The organism is Roseibium sp. RKSG952 (assembly GCF_009711355.1).
This window is the reverse complement of sequence record NZ_SMMF01000952.1, coordinates 76,973-99,509: the sequence shown is the minus strand read 5'-3', so window position 1 is coordinate 99,509 and position 22,537 is coordinate 76,973. Positions and strand designations below refer to the sequence as shown.

Sequence of the window (22,537 nt, the reverse complement as noted above, 5' to 3'; positions counted from 1 at the left end):
GCAGTGCCAAGTCCGGCAAAGCATATACAAAACCCGCAACCCGTTACTCTAATCTCCGGGTTGCGGTCCCTCATATCCTTCGATCATGATGATATCGGCATCTGAGACCGGCAGCCTCAGCGCTCTTGCCGCCTGGTATTCAGGTGAATTGAAGCACTCCAGAGCGGTTGCGCGGTCCTTGAACTCGAGCACGATGTTCCGGTACTTGCTGGCCCCTTCGAGTTCCGTGAATTCTCCCCCCCGCACAATAAACTTCGCTTTATACTTGGTGAATACGGGCGCGGAGGCGGCCATATAGACCTTGTATTGATCGGGATCATCGACATTGACGCGGGCAATCCAATAAGCTTTGGGCATGTTTTCGACCCTTAAAAACGAGACCTTCCTCCAAACAAATGCGACTTGAGCGCAGCTGCAGCGCAAGGTTCTTTCCGGAGAAATGACCATTCGTTGCAATCCAAAACTTGCCTCAGGTTCGAAGGCTTTTGAAGCTGGCATTTTCCCTTAACGTGCTCTTAATCTGCCGCAATTTATGGTTACCGGAATCTATCCGTAAACACGGATGGAAAGACGGGACATGCGCTTGAAATGACTGGGAAGGCACGCCGCCCAAGGCGGATTGAGCCGCGAATAGGGGGCAGCAACGCCAGCAAGCTTGATCTGCGGCCGACGCAGCAAGACCGGTCAGGTACGCCGAAGCCCCCGGCAAAAAAGCGCAAATCCGGAACTCCGCAGAAGCCTGCTTCCGCACAAAAGCCCGCTACTGCCAAGAAACCGGCTCCCAAACGGAAAAAAGCGGTCGCGAGAAAAACTGGCGGGACCGGTGGCCGTTCGGGCGCGGCCCGGCGGTCAGCAACACCAAAACGGACGCGCAGGCCAGTTGGCAAAATTCTGGGTTCGGTGTTAAAGGGGGCCCTTTACTGGGGCGCGGTCCTCGGTATTTGGGCCGGTCTTTTTGCACTTGGCGTTGTAATCTACTACGCGGCTTATCTTCCACCAACATCCGAATGGGAGGTGCCCGCGCGGCCACCCAATGTCAAAATCGTCTCGTCAAGCGGTCAGCTGATCGCGAACCGTGGCGAAACCGGTGGAGAAGCGGTGCGGCTGGAACAACTCCCGCCATATCTGCCCAATGCGGTCATTGCCATCGAAGACCGGCGGTTTCGATCTCATTTCGGCATTGATCTGATCGGTCTGACCCGGGCCTTTTACGTGAACATGACTGCCGGAACACTGGTTCAGGGCGGCTCCACGCTTACCCAGCAGCTTGCGAAAAACCTGTTTCTCGAACCTGACCGGACGATCAAGCGCAAGATGCAGGAAGTGGTTCTCGCGATCTGGCTGGAAACCCACTACTCCAAGGACGCGATCCTCGAGATGTACCTCAACAGGGTCTATCTCGGTTCTGGCGCTTATGGTGTGGATGCGGCTTCCCGCCGGTACTATGGCAAGTCTGCCAGGCTCGTCACCATCGCCGAAGCCGCAACCCTGGCAGGGCTTTTAAAGGCACCCTCGCGCTATTCCCCGGCACGCAATCCGGACCTGGCCGAAGAACGGGCACAGCTTGTTCTCACTGCCATGAATGACGAGGGCTTCATTACGGAAGACGAAGCCAAGAACGCACTCGCCGCACCGGCCCAGGTCGTGGCCCGCTATATCTCCGGGAGCGAGAACTACGCAGCCGACTATGTCGTCGACGTGTTGCCGCGCTATGTCGGCGCACTTGATAGCGATGTCATCGTGGATACGACCATTGACATGGACATCCAGCGGTCTGCCGAAGCAGCACTCCGCAAAACCCTGCGTGAAAACCGGGTTGAGAAAAACGTTTATCAGGGCGCAATCGTCACTCTCGACACTGCCGGGGCAATCAAAGCCATGGTCGGCGGATCGGACTATGGCCGGACCCAGTTCAACCGCGCTGCATATGCCGAACGTCAACCCGGTTCGGCCTTCAAGCCGTTTGTGTATCTGGCAGCCCTCGAAAACGGCCTGACACCGAACACCATTCGTCAGGATCAACCCATAACACTGAATGGCTGGTCACCAAGAAACTATACCAAGCAGCACTACGGCCCTGTGACCCTGACACAAAGCCTGGCAATGTCGCTGAATACGGTGGCCGCAAGTCTTACCCATGAAGTCGGCCCGAAAACGGTTGTCAGAACCGCACAGCGCCTCGGTATCAAATCGGACCTCAGCCCAACGCTCTCCATTGCCCTTGGAACCTCGGAAGTAACGCCGCTGGAGATTGCAGGTGCCTACGTGCCGTTCTCAAATGGCGGCTATGGCGTCATGCCCCACATCATCCGCAGGATCCGCACCGTCGACGGCAAGGTTCTTTATTCCAGAAACGGTGACGGCCTTGGCCGCGTGGTGTCGCGGACAAATGTCGGGAACATGAACCTGATGATGGCGGAAACACTGCTGAGGGGAACCGGCAAGACGGCAAAACTGGCAGACGGCCGCCCCGCCGGAGGTAAAACCGGCACGAGCCAGGATTTCCGTGATGCCTGGTTCATCGGCTACACGAGCCAGCTGACGACCGCTGTCTGGCTCGGAAACGACAACAATTCACCGACCAAAAAAGCGAGCGGCGGGACGCTTCCGGCAGTTGTCTGGAAAGAAGCCATGGATGCCGCCCATAAGGAGCTTCCTGCCGCCCGGCTTCCGGGCACCCCGAGCGTACCAATCGCGAACGCAGTTCCAAAGACCCGATCACCGGCAACAGCCAGCTCAGGGTCGGGCCGTGAAATCGTGCCGCCGCTCCCTGCCAACGAAAATGCCGGACCAATGAGGCTCCTGCGGAACATATTTGGCAACGGCGGCACCTGATACCACCGCTTCATGGATAATGAGGGAGCTATCCGTAGGAATGCAGCAGGACACCGTGATCCCTGAGCCAGTATCTGGCCGTCGGCGTTTGCGGCGCAAGAGTTTCACAGAGATCCCAAAACCGTTTGGAGTGGTTCATCTCGACAAGATGCGCGACTTCATGGGCGGCGACATAATCCAGGATTTCGGGAGGCGCGAGTATCAAGCGCCAGGAAAACGATAACCGTCCGGATGTCGAACACGACCCCCAGCGGCTGGTGGTATCCCGGACCGCAATGCCCTCGACCTTCTTGCCGACACGCTCGGCATGGTGCATGCAGGCCGCTGTAAGTTCTTCCTTGGCCCGTGCCTTCAGCCAGGTCATGACTTTTCGCGGAACATGCTCCTCAAGGCCCGGAACCCGAATTTCAGGGTTGGCTCCGGTTCCGCCTGTCGTAACCAGCCCCCGCAGGGTTCCGGTCGCGACGATCACATGATCGACACCACGCAACGGTACACTATCGCCTGGTCCGAGCGGGACCCGATCCGGGCGTCTGGACAGCCGCTCGAACAACCAGCCAGCATACCGTTCGGCAAAGTCCTGGGCGCGCGCCAAGGTTCCGCCTTTCGGTACCGTCAGCACGGGGCCGGACATGTCCGGGGGAACACGCAGGTGATAGTTTTTCGCCCTGTTGTTGGGCTTGACGCGGATTTCAAACTGCTGCCCCCGATGGGACACCCGGATCACATCCGGCAAAGGTTGTTTGCGCGCACGCAGAAGCATCAGGAAACCCGTCTTGACTGGCCGAATCAACTCTGGCCGTTCACCAGTGTATAAACGACGAAAACGGCGCTTTGATAGCGCCGCTTTCGGTCGGGAAACCGATTTTGACGGAATTCAGCCAGCGTTTGACGCGGGACCGCGCCCGCGGTCCGCCATGAAGCGGTCGAACTCTTCCTGATCCCGTGCCCGGCGCAACTCCGTTAGAAAATCGTCAAACTCGGCCCGCATGGCATCCAGCTTGGCGCGTTCCTCTTCCAGGCGCTTCAACTCACGCTCCCGGTAGTCATCGAAAGCAACATTGCCCGTGCGGGCATAGGCATGACCTTTTGCCATCTGATCCACTGCTCCCTTGAACGGACTTCCCCGCCATTGATCCCTGGCGTCACGAGCCATCGAGTGAAACCGGTCACCCCACAAGATATAGGCCAGCATGGCGAGGCCCAGTGGCCAGAACGCCACAAAACCAAGGATCATCAGGCCAGTCGTCAACGGCGTCCACGCAGGCTTGATTGTGCAACTGTTGGTCGTCATCGTCCCATCCATTACAGATCTTTAACAATCCTGAAATGGGGAGCTTTTCGCCAAGCTTCAAGTTTTGATCGTCAATAATCAAGCTTGAAAACCCTTGTAAATAAAAAACCCCCGCCTGAATTGGCGAGGGTTTTACGATGCGGAATTCGTTTAACAAGCGTTAACTTACTGATTCAGATAGAGTTTTTGCTTGCTCGATCCAGTTTTCCCGCTCCATGCGGCCCCGAAAATCCAGTTTACTGTCAAGAGCCTCGATCTGCTTGTCTGTCAGGGCCGCTATTTGCCAGTAATGGAAAATGCCTGCCGTGTTCAGCGCCGATTCCAGTTTCGGGCCGATCCCACTGATCGCTTTCAGATCATCGGCAACCCCACGCGGACTGGCCAACAGGATTTCCGCCAGCGGATCGGTCTTTCCCTCTGCAAGCTCCTTTGGGGCCTTGGGCGCAGAAGCCTTTGCCCCGTTGCGCGTCACCAGTTTTTTTGCAGCCGACGCTACCTTTGCAACTGTCGACTTGTCCTTTCCGCTTGTCGGGTTCGATCGCATGAAATCCAGCACACGCGGTGCAATTTCAGCCCGCCATCTGGAGCCATTGAACACACCATAGTGCCCGACACTCGGCTGTTCATAGTGGACCTTCATCGCATCGGGAAGCCGCGTGCAAAGGTCATGCGCCGCACGGGTCTGACCCCGGCCAGTGATATCGTCTTTTTCGCCTTCGACAGTCAGAAGTGCGGTACGGCGGATCGCCGAACAATCGACAAGGGTATCACGATGCATCATCTCGCCTTTCGGCAAGGAATGCTCCACGAATACGGTTTCGACTGTCTGCAAATAGAATTCCGCGCTGAGGTCCATGACAGCGAGATACTCGTCATAGAACTCCCGGTGCTTTTCTGCGCTGTCGCCGTCGCCTTCGACCAGATGCTGGAAGAATTCACGATGAGCCGAAACGTGACGGTCAAGGTTCATGCTCATGAACCCTGACAACTGAAGAAAGCCCGGATACACATCCCGCATGACACCGGGATGCGGGAAGGGCACCTTCATGATCACGTTTTGCTCAAACCACTGGATGCCCTTGGACATTGCAAGATCGTTTACTGCCGTAGGCGCGACCCGGGTATCGATCGGCCCGCCCATCAGCGTCATCGTCGCAGGGACATAAGGGTCGTCCCGGGCTTCCATGACCGCCACAGCAGCCAGCACAGGCACAGAAGGCTGGCAGACGCCCAGAATGTGTGTGTCCGGACCGAGAAAGTGCAGGATCGAGATCAGGTAGTCGATGTAATCATCGAGATCGAAGCGCCCGTCCGCGAGCGGCACCATACGGGCGTCGATCCAGTCCGTGATGTAGACATCGGCCTTCGGCAGCAGGGTTTCGACCGTACCACGCAACAGGGTCGCGTAGTGCCCCGACATCGGTGCAACCACGAGGATCTTGGGATCCTTTTTTCCCGATGCACCGCGCTCAAAGTGAATCAGATCACAGAACGGGCGGCTCCAGACAATGTTCTCGCGTACCGGAACCTTCACGCCACCGACGGTCGTTTCAGAGAGACCGAATTCCGGTTTGCCATACCGGCGGGTCATCCGTTCCAGAACCTCACAACCCGCGGCGACCGAGCGCCCGTATTCGGTATGGCTCAGAGGATTGAACGGATTTTGGAAGTAGAGGCGAGTCATATCGGCGGCAGCACGCAGCGGGCCCATGGCCGCATGATTCAACTCGTAAAGATGATAATAGGGCAAGTTTGTCTCCTTGCGACCTGACCCCTGTGGTCAGCCAGTCTATTACTTTTGCATCGCAACAGAGTAGGATAAAGCTCATTTAGGCTGCAATACGGCTTTTTTCTAGAAGCCAGCAGAGATTTCCTTATCCTGAAGTGAGTTCAATCACTTTATACTGGACCTGAATTGGCCGTGATTCAGCAAATTAACCAGAAGAATCAGAAAGGTATTAAAGGGTGAGGCAAAATCCGAACTGAATTATGCCGCCAGATCAGCAACAACCGCGTCGAGAACAAAAAAACCGTTTCGCGTTGCCCGGACGCGGTTTTCCCCGAGTTCCTCAACCATTCCTTCGTCAAGGAGCATCTTTAGCCGGCGTTGATCAACCTGACGCCGTGCCAGTTTCTCATAGCGGGCAAGGTCCACGCCCTCCTGCAGCCGTAATCCCATCAGCAGATATTCATCACCCTGTTCTTCTGCGCCAAGCCCGACTTCCTCGATCATGCCGTGGCCACGGGCTTCGACCTGATTCAGCCAGGTTTCAGGGTGCCGCTCGACCGCGGTTGCAAGCCGCCGCCCCCCGGCAGTCAACCGGCCATGGGCGCCCGGCCCGCTCCCGACATAGTCGCCGTATCGCCAGTAGACCAGATTGTGGCGGCACTCGGCGCCCGCACGCGCATGGTTGGAAACTTCGTAATTCGCCAGACCACGGACAGAGGTCACATCCTGCGTCAGCTCATAGAAAGCAGCCCCCAGATCCGGGTCCGGTACAACAAGCTTGCCGGCCTTGTGAAGCGCAAAAAACGGCGTGCCTTCCTCAATGGTCAGCTGGTAGAGCGACAAATGGTCCGCAGCAAGGTCAATCGCCTGCTCCAGTTCCTGCCGCCAGTTTTCAAGCGTTTGCCCCGGGCGGGCGTAAATCAGATCGAATGACAGGCGCGGAAAGGTCGCGCGGGCGGTTTCGATTGCCTTCAGGGCGGTGTCCGCATCATGAAGCCTGCCAAGAAGTTTCAGATCGTGATTGTTGAGTGACTGCACCCCGAGGGAAACGCGGTTCACGCCGGCCTGCCTGTAGCCCTTGAACCGTTCTGCCTCGACACTGGAAGGATTGGCTTCCAAAGAAATTTCGATGTCATCGCTCAACGGCCAAAGTGCCGCGATCTTGTCAAGAACCCGCTCGACCGTTGAAGGCGCCATCAACGACGGGGTCCCACCTCCGAGAAAGATGGAATCCACCACCCTTTTTCCGGTCAGATCGGCGAAATGCGAAAGCTCCCGTTCAAAGGCAGCGGCAAAGCGCTCCTGATCCACCGGCTGGTGCCGGACATGGGAATTGAAATCGCAGTAAGGGCATTTGGCCGCGCAGAAAGGCCAGTGAACATAAACGCCGAATCCACCTTCGGGGTGATCCCCGCCCATGGCTGTCATCAATCCTCCAGGCAGGCCTTCGAAAATTTTTCGAACGCCCTTGCGCGATGAGAGAGTGCCGGTGTGGTCCGGGACCAGCCATGTTTTTCCTGCGATTCCATTTCACCGAAGGTCACAGCATGTCCTTCGGGACGGAACAGCGGGTCGTAGCCAAAGCCCTTTGTACCGCGTGGAGGCCACACAACCTCACCATGCACTTCACCCCGGAAAAACGCTTTCCCGCCATCGGGCCAGGCAAGACACAAGACTGCAACGAATGACGCACGGCGCTGGTCCGGATCGACCGCACCCTTGGCTTGCAGTTTTTCCTCGATAGTGCGCATGGCCATGGTAAAGTCCTTGTCCGGCCCCGCCCAACGTGCGGAATAGATGCCCGGCTGACCTTCGAGTGCCTCGACACAAAAGCCACTGTCATCTGCAAGCGCAGGCAATCCGGCAGCCTGGGCCGCCGCAACTGCCTTCAATTCGGCATTGGCTTCGAACGAATCGCCGGTTTCCTCCGGCTCCGGGAGATCAAGCTCACCGGCCGACACGACATCAAAGCCATAGGGGGCCAGAAGCTCGTTGATTTCGCGGATCTTGCCCTTGTTGTGGCTCGCCACGACCAGACGCCCCGGTTCCAGCTTACGTTCGTCCATTTTCAGCTCCGAAACTCAGAGGATCGCCATTTTTTGCAGATCGACGAGCCGGGTGATCCCCTTCTTCGCCAAACCCATCAACTGCCCGAACTCCTCTTCGGAGAAGGGCGCCCCTTCGGCGGTTCCCTGGATTTCCACAATTCCGCCCGACCCGGTCATGACGAAGTTCGCATCGGTTTCCGCCGTGCTGTCTTCGGCATAGTCGAGATCCAGCACCGGGGTTCCGTCATGGATACCACAAGAGATCGCCGCGATGTGGTCCTTCAGGACGCCATCCTTGACCATGTCCCGGGCTTTCATCCATTCGATGCAGTCGTTCAGCGCAACCCACGCACCGGTGATCGCGGCGGTTCGTGTGCCGCCATCGGCCTGTATCACGTCACAATCAACCGAGATCTGGACTTCGCCCAGAGCTTCCAGGTCGACGATAGCGCGCAGAGACCGGCCGATCAGCCGCTGGATTTCCTGGGTCCGGCCGGATTGCTTGCCCGCGCTTGCTTCACGCCGCATCCGGTCGCCGGTTGCACGCGGCAACATGCCGTATTCGGCCGTTACCCAGCCGCGCTGCTGACCACGAAGCCAGGGCGGGACGCGCTCTTCGAGACTTGCCGTGCATAAAACGTGGGTGTCGCCAAACTTGACGAGGCACGAGCCTTCGGCATGCTTGGACACATTCCGCTCTAGAGTGACAGCGCGCAATTCGTCGGCGGCGCGTTTGGACGGGCGCATCAAGGTTCCCCTCGTCGTGATATGCGGTTGGCGACATGCCTCAGCTTCTGCCGCGCCTTTTAGCGCCGGAGACGGAAGCCCGTAAAGGGCCGCTTGCTTCTTTGACCGGTTTTGCGCCTATATCATGAGCTGAAACCATCAAAATGATCGTCGGCTCCCCATATGGTTGACCGACTGGCAGGAATGGAGTGCAAGGTTGAGCTTGAGCGACCTCGACAAACGGTCTCGGGAGATTTTTCGCTCGATCGTCGAGACCTATCTTGAAACCGGTGAACCTGTGGGATCACGAAATGTCTCCCGCAGTCTTGGAATTTCCCTGTCTCCGGCTTCGGTCCGCAATGTCATGGCCGATCTGGAACATATGGGTCTGTTGCATGCGCCCCATACCAGCGCCGGACGCCTGCCTACGGAAATCGGACTGAGGTTCTTCGTCGACGCTCTTCTGGAGGTTGGCGATCTGTCCCAGGAAGAACGAAGCCATATTGATGTCCAGGTCAAAGCCTCCCAAAAGGCAAATTCGACCGAACAGGTCCTGACTGAAGCCAGCCAGATGTTATCCGGGCTTTCCATGGGGGCAGGGGTGGTCCTGACCCACAAGTCGGACATGCGCCTCAAACACATCGAGTTCGTCCGCATCGAACCACTCAAGGCTCTTGTGGTTCTGGTCAGTGAGGATGGAACGGTGGAAAACCGCATCATCGATCTGCCTTCGGACCTGCCATCCTCGGCCCTTGTGGAAGCCTCCAACTATCTCAATTCCAATCTGCAGGGCCGGACCATTGCCGACGTCCGCAGCCAACTTGAAAAAGTCCGCGATGCCGATCAGGCCGAACTGGATGAACTCAGCAAAAGGGTTGTGGATGCCGGGCTTGCACTGTGGGCCGGCGATACCCAGACCGATCCCGGCACCCTGATCGTCAGGGGACGTTCAAATCTGCTGACCGATCTTGAAGCTGTAGAGGACCTCGAACGCATCCGCCTGCTGTTTGACGATCTGGAAAGCAAGCGCGAACTCATTCAGCTTTTAGGCCTTGCGGAGAAGGGAGACGGTGTCCGGATCTTCATCGGCTCGGAAAACAATCTGTTTTCCCTTTCCGGATCCTCACTCGTGGTCTCGCCTTACCGTGACAGCAGCCAACGGATAGTCGGCGTTCTCGGGGTCATCGGGCCAACGCGCCTCAATTACGCAAGGGTCATTCCGATGGTCGACTACACGGCGCGCCTGGTCAGCCGGATATTGGGGTAGACCGGCATCACCAATCCGCTAAACAGGCCGAAAATCCCAGAGGTATCTCAAGAACCATGCTTTCTCCTGCCGAACTAGAACGTTATGCCCGCCACATTGTCATGAAGGACATCGGCGGGCCGGGCCAGCAAAAACTCAAGAATGCCCGGGTGCTGGTGATCGGTGCGGGCGGGCTAGGCGCGCCGGTGCTTCAGTATCTGGCTGCGGCCGGTGTCGGCACACTCGGTATCGTCGACGACGATACCGTGTCCCTGTCGAACCTTCAAAGGCAGGTCATCCATGACACTGATCATCTTGGAGAGCCCAAAGTCGCAAGTGCCGCCGAATCAATCGCCCGCCTGAACCCCAACGTGGCCGTTGAGCCTCATCCACAGCGGCTTGCCGGGCACAATGTCATGGCACTGGTTTCCAGTTACGATCTGGTGGTTGACGGCTCCGACAACTTCGACACGCGCTATCTGACCTCGGATGCCTGCTACTACGCCGGGAAGACCCTGGTCACGGCTGCCGTCGGCCAGTTCGACGGCACGATCACCACACTTAAGCCGTTCGAGACAGGGGCTGATGGCCAGCCCAATCCGACATACCGGTGCATTTTTCCCGAAAAACCCAAAGCCGGCCTCGTGCCGACCTGCACCGAGGCAGGCGTTCTGGGGGCACTGACTGGCATTCTGGGAACAATGCAGGCGATGGAAGTAATCAAGGAACTTACCGGGACAGGCGACAGTCTTGTCGGCCGGCTGATGCTGTTTGATGCCAAGGCCTTCCGGATGGAAACCATTCGCTACCGGCATTCTGAAAACAATCCGCTCAACGGCAGTGATCGCAAAACCTGGAGCGAAATGCTCGAAGCGTCCTGATACCCAAAAAAATAGCCGCAGCACTCGCGTGCTGCGGCTTGAAAATCGTCAGCATGAGCCGATCAGTTCGGCATTTCAGCTGCCTTTTGAGCTTCCGCCTGCCGTTGCATGTTCTGCCGGTAGAGATTGGCGAAGTCGATCGGATCGAGAAGCAGCGGCGGGAAGCCACCGTTGCGCGATGCTTCCGCCAAAATGTTGCGCGCAAACGGGAAGATCATGCGCGGGCATTCGATCATGACGAACGGGTGCATGTGCTCCTTCGGAACGCCCGTGACCTTGAACAGACCGGCATAGACCAGTTCCACATTGAACATGACCATGTCCGGACGCTCTGCCTTTGCGGTCAGGGTCAAGGAAACCTCGAACTGATCTTCACCCATTTGCTGTGCGCCGACATTCACGTTGATGTCGAGCTTCGGCTGTTCCCCCTGCTGCAGGGAACGCGGTGCGTTCGGATTTTCAAATGACAGGTCCTTGATGTACTGGCCAAGGATGTGCATGCCCGGAGCAGCACCTGCTTCCGCCTGCGGCGTAGCGCCGCTGTCATTCGTATCGGTCATCTTGTCTCATTCCGTTTCGCGGTTCTGACAGGATATCTCAAGACCACTCTCATGATCCCGGATCGAGCAGGCGGTCCGCGGCTACCGCACAGCTTTCCGGCGGAGTGGCTACCATTTCGATAAGCGGCGCACAAGGCACAATGCTTGCCAAGGCTCGGAAAGCGCTCCACAAAGGCCCTATGCCTGATCAACTTGCCGCTCACATACGATTTCCCCATAGGCGCCTGAAGCTGGACACACTTGTCCGGCTGCGCTGGCTTGCCGTCGGCGGTCAGACGGCCGCTCTCCTGGTCGTCTATATCGGATTTGGTTACGCGCTTCCGGCCGGCCTCGCGTTTTCGCTGGTTGCGCTCTCGGCCTGGCTCAACGTCTTTCTCAAGATCCGATGGCCTTCTTCCACGCGCCTTTCGGAAAGCGCGGCCACACTTCAACTGGCATACGATATCCTGCAGATGAGTGGACTTTTGTTTCTCACAGGAGGGCTCGGCAATCCATTCTCTGTGCTCCTGATCGCTCCGGTGATGGTTTCCGCTACCGCGCTTTCGGCGATGCAAACGATCATTCTGGGCGTTCTGGCAACACTTTGTGCCAGTCTGCTTGCAATACTGCATCTGCCACTGCCGTGGCCAAATGGCGAAGTTTTCTCACTGCCGCTGATCTATTCCGTGGGTTTCTGGATTGCCCTTGTGACGACCCTCGGCTTTATGGCCACTTACGCGTTCCGGGTCGCCGAGGAAGCCCGGCAGCTCGCAGATGCACTGGCTGCAACCGAATTGGTGCTTGCACGGGAACAGCACCTGAATGCGCTGGATGGACTGGCGACGGCTGCAGCGCACGAACTCGGCACCCCACTTGCGACCATCTATCTGGTTGCCAAGGAACTGTCAGACGAGTTCGAGAAAGGCGACCTCCGGGGCGAGGATGTCGCCTTGATCCGCTCGCAAGCTGAACGATGCCGCAACATCCTGAGACAACTGACGTCTCTTTCGAGCGACGAGGACACAACATACCAGCGCATGCCGGTATCCCAGCTTCTGGAAGACGTTGTTGCCCCCCATCGCGGTTTCGGGATCAGCTTGAACATTTCCGCGTCGGGACAGGGAATGGAGCCAGTCGGATCGCGCAATGCGGCGATCCGTTACGGGCTTGGGAACATCCTGGAGAACGCTGTTGATTTCGCATCCGAAACGGTTGATGTATCGGCCAGCTGGGATGATGAAACCGTAGCCATTACAATCCGGGATGACGGTAACGGGTTCGCGCCCGAGGTGCTTGCGAGACTTGGCGATCCGTATGTTTCGGCCCGGGGGCGCAAATCCAACAGCCGCGATGAAGACAGTGGGCTCGGGCTCGGCTTTTTCATAGCCAAAACGCTTCTGGAGCGCACAGGCGCCAAACTCTATCTGGAAAACCGTCCGCCGCCGACACATGGCGCCCTCATTCGGGTGACGTGGCCTAGATCCGCAATTGAATCCACCGGTTCTATGGACGCCAAGCCATTTGCGCACCATAAGATGTAGGGAATAGACAAGCTTGACCTGCACGCTGGGTTGAAGTGTATCAACCTGACCCGTGCAGATGCGGCAGGAATAGGATGTTCAAAATGAGTGGTGCCCCGGCAGAGCCCGTTCCATCTGAAGAAAAGAGTCTTCTGATTGTTGACGACGACAAGCCGTTTCAACAGCGCCTCGCCCGCGCCATGGAAAAGCGAGGGTACATCACCGAAACAGCTGACGGTTTGCGGGAGGCTGTCGCCAAGATCTCCGCCAAGGCGCCAACCTATGCAATTGTCGACATGCGCCTTGAAGACGGAAACGGCCTGGACGTCATCGAAGCGTTGCATCAGCGGCGTCCGGATGCACGGGCAATTATCCTGACCGGCTACGGCAACATTGCGACGGCTGTTACTGCCGTAAAGCTCGGGGCCATTGATTACCTGTCGAAACCGGCCGACCCCGATGACATCATCGCGGCTTTGGAACGCAAGCCGGAAGACAGGGCCGACCCGCCGGAAAACCCGATGTCGGCGGACCGCGTCCGCTGGGAACATATTCAGCGCGTTTATGAACTCTGCGACCGGAACGTCTCCGAAACGGCCCGGCGCCTCAACATGCATCGCAGAACCTTGCAACGGATACTCGCCAAACGCGCGCCCCGCTAGGAAGCACTCCGCTGTTTGAGCGCATGAAAGGAATGTGCAACCATGACAGATCGGTTGCACACACCTTGCCCTCAGCTTGCCATTTTGACTAAGTATCGGCAGGCACTGGCCAGACCGAACAATGTCACCTGGAGACAGCCCATGCGGCGTTTGCCCGACGGCATCCGGAATTCCGGACGCACCCGTCACACGAAAACCGCTTCGATTTTGGCCGCAACAGCATTGTTTTTTGCGGCACCCTTGATGACCGCAGCAGCGCAGACGGCACCTGAAAACCTGAGGATCAATCTGGAACCGGCAAAGCCCGGCATCCGGTCGGTTCTCATTGACAAGAAATACAAGCCAATCATCAGCCGGGACGACGAGGGGGTCGTCATCGACACGATCGGAAGCGCCCCGGGTCTGCCAGACTGTACGGTTACGCTGGAAATCACTTTGGAAAACAGCCGCGTGCTCCATCGTGATGCCGATATCTGTACCGGGGACACCGTTGTTGTCGATGTGAAGAGCGGTGGCGCGTCCGTTTCGGCATCGCGAGTTGTCGGCGGAACAACAGGGCCTGTTGCCCCGTCGCGCGAGCCTGCACCAGAAAGCGCGCCGGTCATCACCGCGCAACCTTCGCAGCCACAACAACAGTCTTCATCACCACAGCCTTCCGAAAACACGACCGGCCAACAGCGGCAAAGCGACGCCAACCAAACATCCGGGAGCGACACTTTGCTGAAACCGCTGGAACCGGCCCGGGACCCGATCGCGGCACCGTCCGATCTGCCTTCCATCGTCCAGGAAAGCCTTGCCCGGCAATCTGCCGGGTCTGCGGCAGCCGCCGGCGAAGTAACCATCTCTCCGTCTGGTGACCGGACCTGGCACGCCGAGACCGGAACCGGACCAGGCGATCTGTCCCAGCTCATTCATGGCGTGCCGGGAACCAACGATACGGACTTCAGGGCATATTGCCGGACCCAATCGGGTGACGCGACCGTTGTCTTCAGCCAAACCAACCGGAATGTGCGCGACGGGGTGTCCCATCCGGTCAGAATCTCGGCCGCGGACTTCAGCCGAACCTATGACGCGGTCGGATCGCCCATGAACAACCAGACCGGCCAATCCTATCCGCAAATCACATTGCCGATGAGCGATCCGCTCTGGCAGGAGTTGGTCCGGCAAAGGGAAATCACAGTCGAGGTCCAGGGACTGCCTCCCTATCAGGTCTCCCTGAAAGGCAGTGCGTCGCCAGTGAAACGATTCATGACTGTCTGCTCGCAAGCCCAACAGATCATTTCGGACAACCCGATTGGCGGGTATCCGGACACCGAACCCGGAGCGGATCTGAGCTGCAACGAATTGGGCCGTGTTCGCTCCCCGCAGGGAGCCAATGCGCCCGGCCAGATTGTCTTCCGGAACACCGGACAGACCCCCGTAAGTGTCTACTGGATCGACTATAACGGCAATGAGCGGCACTATGCGCGCCTGATGCCCGGTCAAATTCTGGAGCAGCAGACCTTTAACGGCCATGCATGGCTGGTGCGCGGCGCGAATGGCCAGTGCCGGGGCATCTACGTTTCGAGAACGCCCTATCGCGAAGTCTATCTGACCGGCCCGGCTTCTGTCAGCGGTCCGGTGCAGCCCCAAGGCAATTTTCCGCCACACGCCCCCTATGGAACTCAGCCCGGGCGGCCAATCGCCCCCGGCCCGATACCACCGGCCAATATTGGCGGTTCTTTAAATCAGCCTGCCAGTCTTGCGAGACCGGGTGCAGCGGGTAGAGTTGCCGACTACCTTTGCACGGCGGGTGTAGATCTCAATGTCCGGTTTTCACCGGACGGGCGCACTGCGACCGTTGCGGAGATGGGGTATGGCGTTTTTACGCTCACCCGGCAGGGTGGCGAAGGCAGCTTCAACTACGCTGGGCAGGGCTATATGCTGAAGGGGCACCTGCAGAACGCAACCTGGTCCCGTCCAGGACAAAGGGACGTTTTCTGCGCCAAACGCTGATTTTGGTTGCCCGAATGAAAAATAGCCCCGAACTGGCATTGTTCGGGGCTATTTTTGTATTCCGGCTGATCAACCGCATTCAGGCACATCCAGAAAGCAAACAAGCCTCGCAACGCCGCTGGACGTATTCAGATTTTCCGGAGTGCTACCTTGGCAATGCGATGGCTTTCGTCCTTCGTCAGGATCAGATCGGCACGCGGTCGGGTCGGGATAATGTTCTCCCGAAGGTTGACGAGGTTGATTTCACTCCAGATCCGGTGTGCGGTTTCGACCGCCTCCGTGTCCGAAATCCGGGAATACTTATGGAAATAGGAGCTCGGATCCCGGAATGCGGTCTCGCGCAGGCGCAAAAACCGCTCCACATACCAACTGAGCAACAGTTCCTCAGTGGCATCAATGTAGACCGAGAAATCGAAGAAATCCGAGACGAAAGGCACCGCATTGCCGTCCTTCGGTAACTCGCGGGTTTGCAGGACATTCAAGCCTTCGACAATCAAAATGTCCGGCCTGTCGATGGCGACTGTATGACCCGGCATCACATCATAGTAGAAGTGCGAGTAGACCGGTGCGCGCACATGGCGTTTACCGGCCTTGATGTCCGACAGGAACTTGAGCAGGCGTGGGCGGTCGAAACTCTCCGGAAAACCCTTTTTCTGCATCAGGCCCTCGGCTTCCAGAACCGCGTTCGGGTACAAGAAGCCATCGGTCGTGACCAGATCAACCTTCGGGCTTGCCGGCCAGCGCGCCAGAAGTGCCCGCAAGACACGCGCGGTGGTGGACTTACCAACCGACACAGATCCCGCAACACCGATAATGAACGGCGTCTTGCTGTCATTGATGCCCAAGAAGGTCTGTGTCGCCTGATAAAGGCCCAAGGTCGCTTCGGCGTAATAGGCGAGCAGCCTAGAGAGCGGCAGGTAGATTTTTTCGACCTGCTCGATCGACATGGGGTCGTTCAGGCCCTGAAGCTGAGCGACTTCCGATCCGGTCAGGGTCATGGGCGTGTCTGCACGCAGATGGGCCCACTCCCTTTCGGTAAATACCCGGTAGGGAGACAGATCCATGTCCCGGCTGATTGGCACTTTCTGATCCATATCCAGCGCAAACCCCGCTGTGAGACCCTGCAGGCAGAGCCTAGTCTGCAGGCCGTGAGGCCTTCTCCTCAAGCCCGGATTGCCCGGTTCGTTGCTCGAGTACCGTCATGACATCCTGAAGCGGCACATTTCCAGCCTTCAGGACAACCAGCAAATGATAGAGCACATCGGCGGCTTCCGATGTCAGCTCCTGCCGATCCCGTTTGACCGCTGCAATCGCGGCTTCAACGGCTTCTTCACCAAGCTTTTGCGCGCATTTCTCAATGCCTTTTCCCAACAATTTGCGGGTATAGGATTGTTCGGCGTCCCCCGCCGAACGCGCAGCGATAATGGCGTCCAGATCTGCCAAAGTAAAATCGGTCATTGGTCTAGTGCTTCCCCATGGGAATACGTAAATTCACAGATCAGGCGTCCATTCGCATGGGAACACCGGCCTCATTCATAAAGGATTTTGCTTCATGAATGGTGTATTCACCAAAATGAAAGATCGATGCAGCGAGCACAGCAGTCGCATGGCCATCGCGAACACCTTCCACCAGATGCTCCAGCGTCCCGACACCACCGGACGCAATCACCGGAACGGGAACCGCGTCGGCAATCGCACGGGTCAGGGCGATGTTGTATCCGGATTTCGTACCGTCCCGGTCCATGGATGTGACCAGCAATTCGCCCGCGCCCAGATCCACGACCTTTCTGGCGAAGTCGACCGCGTCAATCCCTGTGGCCTCGCGACCGCCATGGGTGAAGATTTCGAACCTGTCCGGTTCTCCCGGCGCATTTACCTGCTTGGCATCAATGGACACCACAATGCACTGGGCTCCGAATTTCTCGGCAGCCTCGCGCACGAAGTCCGGGTTCTTCACCGCCGCCGTGTTGATCGACACCTTGTCCGCACCCGCAATCAGGAGCTTCCGAATGTCCTCGACGGAGCGGACACCACCGCCAACCGTCACAGGCATGAAACATGCCTCGGCGGTCCGGCGCACGACATCGAAAATCGTGTCCCGGCCTTCATGGCTGGCGGTAATGTCGAGAAAGCACAACTCGTCGGCACCGGCCACATCATAAGCCTTGGCGGCTTCCACCGGATCACCGGCATCCACCAGATCAACAAAGTTGACGCCCTTGACGACACGGCCATCCTTCACATCCAGGCAAGGGATGATACGGGCTTTCAGGGTCATGACGTGACCTTTCTGGATGCCAGGATCAACTGCATCGCTTCTTTCGGATCGAGGCGGCCATCATAAAGTGCCCGGCCCGAAATGGCACCCTCCAGAATCCGGCAATCTGGCTCAAGCAGGCGGCGGATGTCCTCGATCGAGGCCAAACCGCCGGATGCGATCACAGGGATCGAAACAGCATGCGCCAGTTCGAGCGTAGAGGGGACATTGAGGCCCTTCAGGACACCATCCCGATCAATATCAGTGTAGATAATGGCCGAAACACCGGCATCCTCGAAGCGTTTTGCCAAATCGACTGCGGTCAACTCCGAGGTTTCTGCCCAGCCTTCCACGGCGACCTTGCCGCCTTTGGCGTCAATTCCGACAGCGACCTTGCCCGGGAACGCCCGGCAGGCTTCGCGCACAAGATCCGGATCGCGAACCGCGACCGTTCCGAGGATTACCCGGGCAATGCCCTTGGACAGCCAAGTCTCGATATGCTCAAGCGTCCGGATACCGCCGCCAAGCTGGACCGGATTTGAGGTCGCTCGCAGAATTGCATCAACGGCTGAACCATTGACACTCTCACCGGCAAAAGCGCCGTTCAGATCCACCACGTGAAGCCACTCGAAGCCCTGATCCTCAAAAGCCCTCGCCTGAGCGCCAGGGTCATCATTGAAGACGGTTGCTTCATTCATGTCGCCGAGCTTCAGGCGAACACACTGACCATCCTTGAGGTCGATGGCAGGAAAAAGGATCATTCTGTTAGGTTCCCTCGACGATGATCACGTCGGACTTGGCGTATTTCTGACGCAACTTGGCCGCAGCCTGATACTCCGGAGAGTGATAGCAATCGAGCGCTTTTTGATAGCTTTCGAACTCGACCACGACATGGCGCGAACGAATAGGCCCCTCCGGCCCGGTACATTCGCCACCGCGCACCAGAAAATTTGCGTCGTACTTCTCGTATGCCGCAGCACCGGCGGCCAGATATTTAGGATAGTTTTCAGGATCAGTCACATCGACATGCGCGATCCAGTAGCCCTTTTTCATCGCCCGCTCCTATGGCGTCCAGTCGAGGAAATTCGCAATCAGGCCAAGGCCGAGACGCTGGCTCTTCTCCGGGTGAAACTGGGTTCCGATCATGTTGTCCCTGGCCACCATCGCGGTAAAGCTGCCCGCATAATCGAAGGAGGCAAGACGATCCTGCCCGCGAGCACAAGCAAAGTGATAGGAATGCACAAAATAGGCGTGAAGACCGTTCGGGCCGGTCTCGAGCCCCTTCAGCACAAAGTGGTCCGGGTCACTCACCGCAATCGTGTTCCAGCCCATATGTGGGATCTTGAGCATCGGATCTGAAGGCCGCATGGCGGTGACATCCCCGTCGATCCAGCCCAGCCCCTCAATGGCCTCGAACTCCAGCCCGCGGCTGGCCATCAGCTGCATGCCGACGCAAATGCCCATGAACGGCTTTCCGGCGCCTTTGACCGCTTCGGCCAATGCGTCGGGCATGCCGTCAACGGCCCATAAGCCGCGCTTGCAGTCGGCAAAGGCCCCGACGCCCGGAAGCACGATCCGATCTGCCTTGCGAACCCGGTCCGGATCGGATGTGACGATTACATCAGGCGTGTGGGCGTGATCGCGGGCCGCGCGTTCAAACGCCTTGGCGGCCGAGCGCAGGTTGCCCGAGCCGTAATCGATAATTGCAATTGTCATCTGCGCGGCTCCGGACGAAGCGTCAATCCGACCACTTGCTCGGTCCCCACACGCGGCACGATGCCTGCAGGGCGGGTGGTCTGGTTCGGTTTGAAATCAGCGGTATCGGTCGTTGATGCGGCCGGTTGGGACGATCTGTCGGCCAAGTTCCTGAAAAAACGGAGTTCGGCTTCCTCCCGGTCATCACCGCACACCATGGCAAGGGTCTTCCACCCCTTGCGTTCGAGAGACCACCGTTTAAGTGAATGCGCTTCGAACCCAAAGGCCAGAGCGACGGCCGCAGCAGCAATAGAAGGTGCAAGTCCGCCAATACCGGATGCGGCAATCTCCAAAACAAGTGTGATCACCAAGTAGGCCAGCAAAACCAGCCACATCCGGTTCAAAACGATCCAGATCAGAGAGAACACGAAGGCAAGCGCCGAAAACCGGTCCGGCACAAACACGAGACGGTCGGCCTGATGCGCGCTCGCAACCGGAGTCCGCACATCGGGTGGCGCCATCACGAAATAGGTCGTCATCGTCTCATCCTCACCCGCCGAGCTGACCCTTGGTGGTCGGCACCCGGCCCGCCTGCCGCGGATCCAGCTCGATTGCCTTGCGCAACGTTCTAGCCACCGCCTTGAAACAGGTCTCCGCAATATGATGGCAGTTTGACCCATACAGGTTGGCAATATGAAGCGTTATTCCTGCGTTCATGGTGAAAGCCCGGAAAAACTCTTCAAACAGTTCGGTGTCGAAGTCGCCGACCTTGTCACGGTCAAAGGTCACATCCCACACCAGAAAGGGGCGCCCCGAAACGTCCAGCGCGCAACGGGTCAGCGCCTCGTCCATTGCCAGATGCGTATCCGCATAACGGGTGATTCCAGCCATGTCGCCGAGCGCGTCGCGCAGTGCCTGCCCAAGCGCAATGCCGGTGTCTTCAACGGTATGGTGAAAGTCGATATGGGTATCGCCATCCGCACGGACCTTGATGTCCATGAGAGAATGTCGTGCAAGCTGCTCCAGCATGTGATCGAAAAACCCGACGCCGGTTTTGACGTCGTAAGTGCCGGTTCCATCGAGATTGATCTCGACCGAAATCCGGGTCTCCTTGGTGTTCCGCGCGACGGAGCCTGTGCGCATGCCTAATCCCCTTTGACAACCGGGCCTGTCCCGGCGAAGCGGCGCTGTTGTAACAGGCAGTCATGGTTATTGAAATAGGGTTTGACACAAGCCAAGCTCTGGCTCACGGCGACCTGTGGTGGTAAGGAGATCCGATTTTGCACAGTCTGGAGACCACCCGCCATGCCAACCAGTCCTTTCCGTCCGCAATCTGCAATTGACCGGCTGGTGATGGGACTGGATGTCCCAACCGTACGCGAAGCAGAAGATCTCGTGAAACAGACGCAAGGCACTGTCGGCGTTTACAAGATCGGCATGGAGCTGCAGTTTGCAGGTGGTCTGGAGCTGGCGCGCGACCTGGCAGCCGACGGACACAAGATCTTTCTGGACGTCAAACTGCACGACATCGACAACACCATCACCCGCGCGGTCAGGAACGTTGCCCAGATGGGGGTGACCTTCATGACCGTGCATGCCTATCCGAAGACCATGCGGGCGGCTCTCAAAGCCCTCGAAGACCGCCCGGACAAGCTCTGCATTCTGGGCGTAACCGTCCTGACATCAATGGACGAACAGGATCTTCTTGCAGCCGGTTACAAGGGGCCACTTGCCGATACCGTCGAAATGCGGGCGAGGGATGCCAAGGCGGCGGGGCTGGGCGGTATCGTCTGTGCGGCAACCGAGGCACAGAGAATGCGGCCGGTCCTTGGCGACGAACTGGTGATGGTCACGCCGGGAATCCGTCCTGCCGGTCATGCCGCCGGGGACCAGAAGCGGGTCATGACCCCGGCCGATGCGATCAAGGCGGGCAGCGACTATCTGGTCGTCGGCCGCCCGCTCAATCAGGCAAAGGATCCCCGGGCAACCGCTGTCGGGATTGTCTCGGAGATCGAAAGCGCTCTTTAGGCTGCAGCCCCGTTGTCTTTTGAGGCCGACCTGAGAACCATCCCGAACAAATCGCGCGGATCATCTGGGTCGGCCAGAAGGTCCAGCTTTTCAAAAAATCCGGTCTTGGGAAGAATATCACGGACATACCGGAGCGCAGCAAAGTCCTCAATCGCAAAGCCAACGCTGTCGAACAGGGTGATCTGGTTTTCCGACGTCCGGCCCGGAGCCTTGCCGGAATAGACTTCCCAAAGCTCGGTGACCGGATGATCGCGGTCGAGCTGCTGGAACTCCCCCTCGATATGGGTCTGGTCCGGGAATTCGACGAAGATGTCGGAGCGAAGGAGAATATCCTTGTGCAGCTCGGTCTTGCCCGGACAGTCGCCGCCCACCGCATTGATGTGCACTCCGGGACCAACCATGTTGTCGGTCAGGATCGTCGCATATTTCTTGTCGGCGGTGACCGTGGTGATGATCTGCGCGCCCTCGATCGCATCTTCCGCAGTCTTGCAGATCGTCACGTCGATCCCGGTTCCCGCAAGATTTCGCGCAAGCCGAATGCTGGCATCCGGATCAATATCATAGGCACGGATGTGATCGACCCCGAGCATTGCCTTGAACGCAAGGCACTGGAAATCGGACTGGGCGCCGTTCCCGATGATTGCCATTGTCTTTGAACCCTTCGGCGCAAGATATTTGGCAGCCAGCGCGGAATTGGCGGCGGTCCGGAGCGCCGTCAGGATCGTCATTTCGGTAAACAGCACCGGATAGCCGGTTGCCAGATCGGACAATACGCCAAACCCGGTGACGGTCTGACGTCCGTCCTTGGTGTTCTCGGGATGCCCGTTCACATATTTGAACCCGAAGGTCTTGCCATCACTGGTGGGCATCAGCTCGATCACACCCTGCGGTGCATGGGCTGGAATGCGCGGTTTCTTGTCGAAACTCTCCCACCGCAGGAAGTCTTCTTCAATGTATGCCGCGATGCCCATCATGAATTCCTCCACGCCGATGGCGTGAACGGTCTTCATCATGTTGTCGACGCTGACAAAGGGCACATAAGCGAGGTCCGATGGGGCCGGATTATATTTGATATTGCTCAT

At 58.0% G+C, this 22,537-nt stretch carries 24 protein-coding genes; 7 read left to right on the top strand and 17 right to left on the bottom strand.

The features are described from left to right. Nucleotides 1-48: 48 nt before the first annotated feature. Nucleotides 49-357 (bottom strand): DUF1330 domain-containing protein, encoded by a 309-nt coding sequence (locus E1297_RS34585; protein WP_155146186.1) that lies wholly within the window; start codon nucleotides 355-357, stop codon nucleotides 49-51. Between the two features lie 231 nt (nucleotides 358-588). Here E1297_RS34585 and E1297_RS34580 point away from each other — a divergent pair, with 231 nt between their 5' ends. After that, a complete protein-coding gene (locus E1297_RS34580) occupies nucleotides 589-2,835 on the top strand; it encodes a transglycosylase domain-containing protein (RefSeq protein WP_155146184.1) in 2,247 nt (748 codons plus the stop codon). A 28-nt stretch (nucleotides 2,836-2,863) separates the two neighbouring features. On the opposite strand, the gene E1297_RS34575 is transcribed toward E1297_RS34580, so the two are convergent. From E1297_RS34575 to rph, 6 genes are all read right to left on the bottom strand, one after another. Further along, complete coding sequence (locus E1297_RS34575; protein WP_155146182.1) at nucleotides 2,864-3,598, bottom strand: M48 family metallopeptidase; 735 nt, start codon at nucleotides 3,596-3,598, stop codon at nucleotides 2,864-2,866. A gap of 114 nt (nucleotides 3,599-3,712) precedes the next feature. Further along, a complete protein-coding gene (locus E1297_RS34570) occupies nucleotides 3,713-4,129 on the bottom strand; it encodes a DUF2852 domain-containing protein (RefSeq protein WP_155146180.1) in 417 nt (138 codons plus the stop codon). A gap of 160 nt (nucleotides 4,130-4,289) precedes the next feature. Beyond that, on the bottom strand, nucleotides 4,290-5,879 hold the full coding sequence (phaZ, locus tag E1297_RS34565; RefSeq protein ID WP_155146178.1) for a polyhydroxyalkanoate depolymerase: 1,590 nt from the start codon (nucleotides 5,877-5,879) through the stop codon (nucleotides 4,290-4,292). 237 nt (nucleotides 5,880-6,116) lie between these two features. Then, entirely contained in the window at nucleotides 6,117-7,286 is a 1,170-nt protein-coding gene (hemW, locus tag E1297_RS34560; RefSeq protein WP_196223470.1) for a radical SAM family heme chaperone HemW, read from the bottom strand. Beyond that, entirely contained in the window at nucleotides 7,286-7,924 is a 639-nt protein-coding gene (gene rdgB, locus E1297_RS34555) for an RdgB/HAM1 family non-canonical purine NTP pyrophosphatase (protein ID WP_155146176.1), read from the bottom strand. Before rdgB ends, hemW begins: the two co-directional genes overlap by 1 nt. 15 nt (nucleotides 7,925-7,939) lie before the next feature. Then, a complete protein-coding gene (gene rph, locus E1297_RS34550; RefSeq protein ID WP_155146174.1) occupies nucleotides 7,940-8,653 on the bottom strand; it encodes a ribonuclease PH in 714 nt (237 codons plus the stop codon). Nucleotides 8,654-8,849: 196 nt separating this feature from the next. Between rph and hrcA the strand changes: the two genes are divergently transcribed. Then, a complete protein-coding gene (hrcA, locus tag E1297_RS34545; RefSeq protein WP_155146172.1) occupies nucleotides 8,850-9,899 on the top strand; it encodes a heat-inducible transcriptional repressor HrcA in 1,050 nt (349 codons plus the stop codon). Nucleotides 9,900-9,955: 56 nt separating this feature from the next. After that, nucleotides 9,956-10,759 (top strand): molybdopterin-synthase adenylyltransferase MoeB, encoded by an 804-nt coding sequence (locus E1297_RS34540; protein WP_155146170.1) that lies wholly within the window; start codon nucleotides 9,956-9,958, stop codon nucleotides 10,757-10,759. 62 nt (nucleotides 10,760-10,821) lie between these two features. Here E1297_RS34540 and secB read toward each other — a convergent pair whose 3' ends face one another. Then, the gene (gene secB / locus E1297_RS34535; protein ID WP_155146168.1) at nucleotides 10,822-11,319 is read right to left on the bottom strand and encodes a protein-export chaperone SecB; all 498 of its coding nucleotides are present in this window, start codon (nucleotides 11,317-11,319) and stop codon (nucleotides 10,822-10,824) included. Between the two features lie 179 nt (nucleotides 11,320-11,498). Here secB and E1297_RS34530 point away from each other — a divergent pair, with 179 nt between their 5' ends. From E1297_RS34530 to E1297_RS34520, 3 genes are all read left to right on the top strand, one after another. After that, nucleotides 11,499-12,839: an ActS/PrrB/RegB family redox-sensitive histidine kinase gene (locus E1297_RS34530; protein WP_155146166.1), complete on the top strand. Its 1,341-nt coding sequence runs from the start codon at nucleotides 11,499-11,501 to the stop codon at nucleotides 12,837-12,839. Nucleotides 12,840-12,922: 83 nt separating this feature from the next. After that, the gene (locus E1297_RS34525) at nucleotides 12,923-13,480 is read left to right on the top strand and encodes an ActR/PrrA/RegA family redox response regulator transcription factor (RefSeq protein WP_155146164.1); all 558 of its coding nucleotides are present in this window, start codon (nucleotides 12,923-12,925) and stop codon (nucleotides 13,478-13,480) included. A 141-nt stretch (nucleotides 13,481-13,621) separates the two neighbouring features. Beyond that, a complete protein-coding gene (locus E1297_RS34520) occupies nucleotides 13,622-15,475 on the top strand; it encodes a hypothetical protein (protein WP_155146162.1) in 1,854 nt (617 codons plus the stop codon). Between the two features lie 128 nt (nucleotides 15,476-15,603). Here the strand turns inward: E1297_RS34520 and coaA are convergent, their stop codons facing one another. From coaA to hisB, 8 genes are read right to left on the bottom strand one after another with little or no spacing between them, the layout of a single operon-like run. After that, nucleotides 15,604-16,569: a type I pantothenate kinase gene (gene coaA / locus E1297_RS34515; RefSeq protein ID WP_155146160.1), complete on the bottom strand. Its 966-nt coding sequence runs from the start codon at nucleotides 16,567-16,569 to the stop codon at nucleotides 15,604-15,606. 40 nt (nucleotides 16,570-16,609) lie between these two features. Further along, nucleotides 16,610-16,933: a phosphoribosyl-ATP diphosphatase gene (locus E1297_RS34510; protein ID WP_155146157.1), complete on the bottom strand. Its 324-nt coding sequence runs from the start codon at nucleotides 16,931-16,933 to the stop codon at nucleotides 16,610-16,612. A 40-nt stretch (nucleotides 16,934-16,973) separates the two neighbouring features. Continuing rightward, nucleotides 16,974-17,753, bottom strand: a complete 780-nt coding sequence (gene hisF, locus E1297_RS34505; RefSeq protein ID WP_155146156.1) for an imidazole glycerol phosphate synthase subunit HisF — start codon at nucleotides 17,751-17,753, stop codon at nucleotides 16,974-16,976. Then, nucleotides 17,750-18,493 (bottom strand): 1-(5-phosphoribosyl)-5-[(5-phosphoribosylamino)methylideneamino]imidazole-4-carboxamide isomerase, encoded by a 744-nt coding sequence (hisA, locus tag E1297_RS34500; protein WP_155146154.1) that lies wholly within the window; start codon nucleotides 18,491-18,493, stop codon nucleotides 17,750-17,752. Before hisA ends, hisF begins: the two co-directional genes overlap by 4 nt. Before the next feature lie 4 nt (nucleotides 18,494-18,497). Next, nucleotides 18,498-18,785 carry a DUF1330 domain-containing protein gene (locus E1297_RS34495; protein WP_155146152.1) on the bottom strand — a complete coding sequence of 96 codons (288 nt, stop codon included), beginning with the start codon at nucleotides 18,783-18,785 and terminating at the stop codon, nucleotides 18,498-18,500. Nucleotides 18,786-18,794: 9 nt separating this feature from the next. After that, nucleotides 18,795-19,448 carry an imidazole glycerol phosphate synthase subunit HisH gene (gene hisH / locus E1297_RS34490; protein WP_155146150.1) on the bottom strand — a complete coding sequence of 218 codons (654 nt, stop codon included), beginning with the start codon at nucleotides 19,446-19,448 and terminating at the stop codon, nucleotides 18,795-18,797. Next, nucleotides 19,445-19,966 (bottom strand): DUF2628 domain-containing protein, encoded by a 522-nt coding sequence (locus E1297_RS34485; protein WP_155146148.1) that lies wholly within the window; start codon nucleotides 19,964-19,966, stop codon nucleotides 19,445-19,447. Before E1297_RS34485 ends, hisH begins: the two co-directional genes overlap by 4 nt. 10 nt (nucleotides 19,967-19,976) lie before the next feature. Continuing rightward, nucleotides 19,977-20,570: an imidazoleglycerol-phosphate dehydratase HisB gene (gene hisB, locus E1297_RS34480; protein ID WP_155146147.1), complete on the bottom strand. Its 594-nt coding sequence runs from the start codon at nucleotides 20,568-20,570 to the stop codon at nucleotides 19,977-19,979. 162 nt (nucleotides 20,571-20,732) lie between these two features. Between hisB and pyrF the strand changes: the two genes are divergently transcribed. Then, nucleotides 20,733-21,455 (top strand): orotidine-5'-phosphate decarboxylase, encoded by a 723-nt coding sequence (gene pyrF / locus E1297_RS34475; RefSeq protein WP_155146145.1) that lies wholly within the window; start codon nucleotides 20,733-20,735, stop codon nucleotides 21,453-21,455. Here pyrF and E1297_RS34470 read toward each other — a convergent pair. Then, a complete protein-coding gene (locus E1297_RS34470) occupies nucleotides 21,452-22,537 on the bottom strand; it encodes an ornithine cyclodeaminase (protein ID WP_155146143.1) in 1,086 nt (361 codons plus the stop codon). The two genes, pyrF and E1297_RS34470, sit on opposite strands and share 4 nt — an antisense overlap.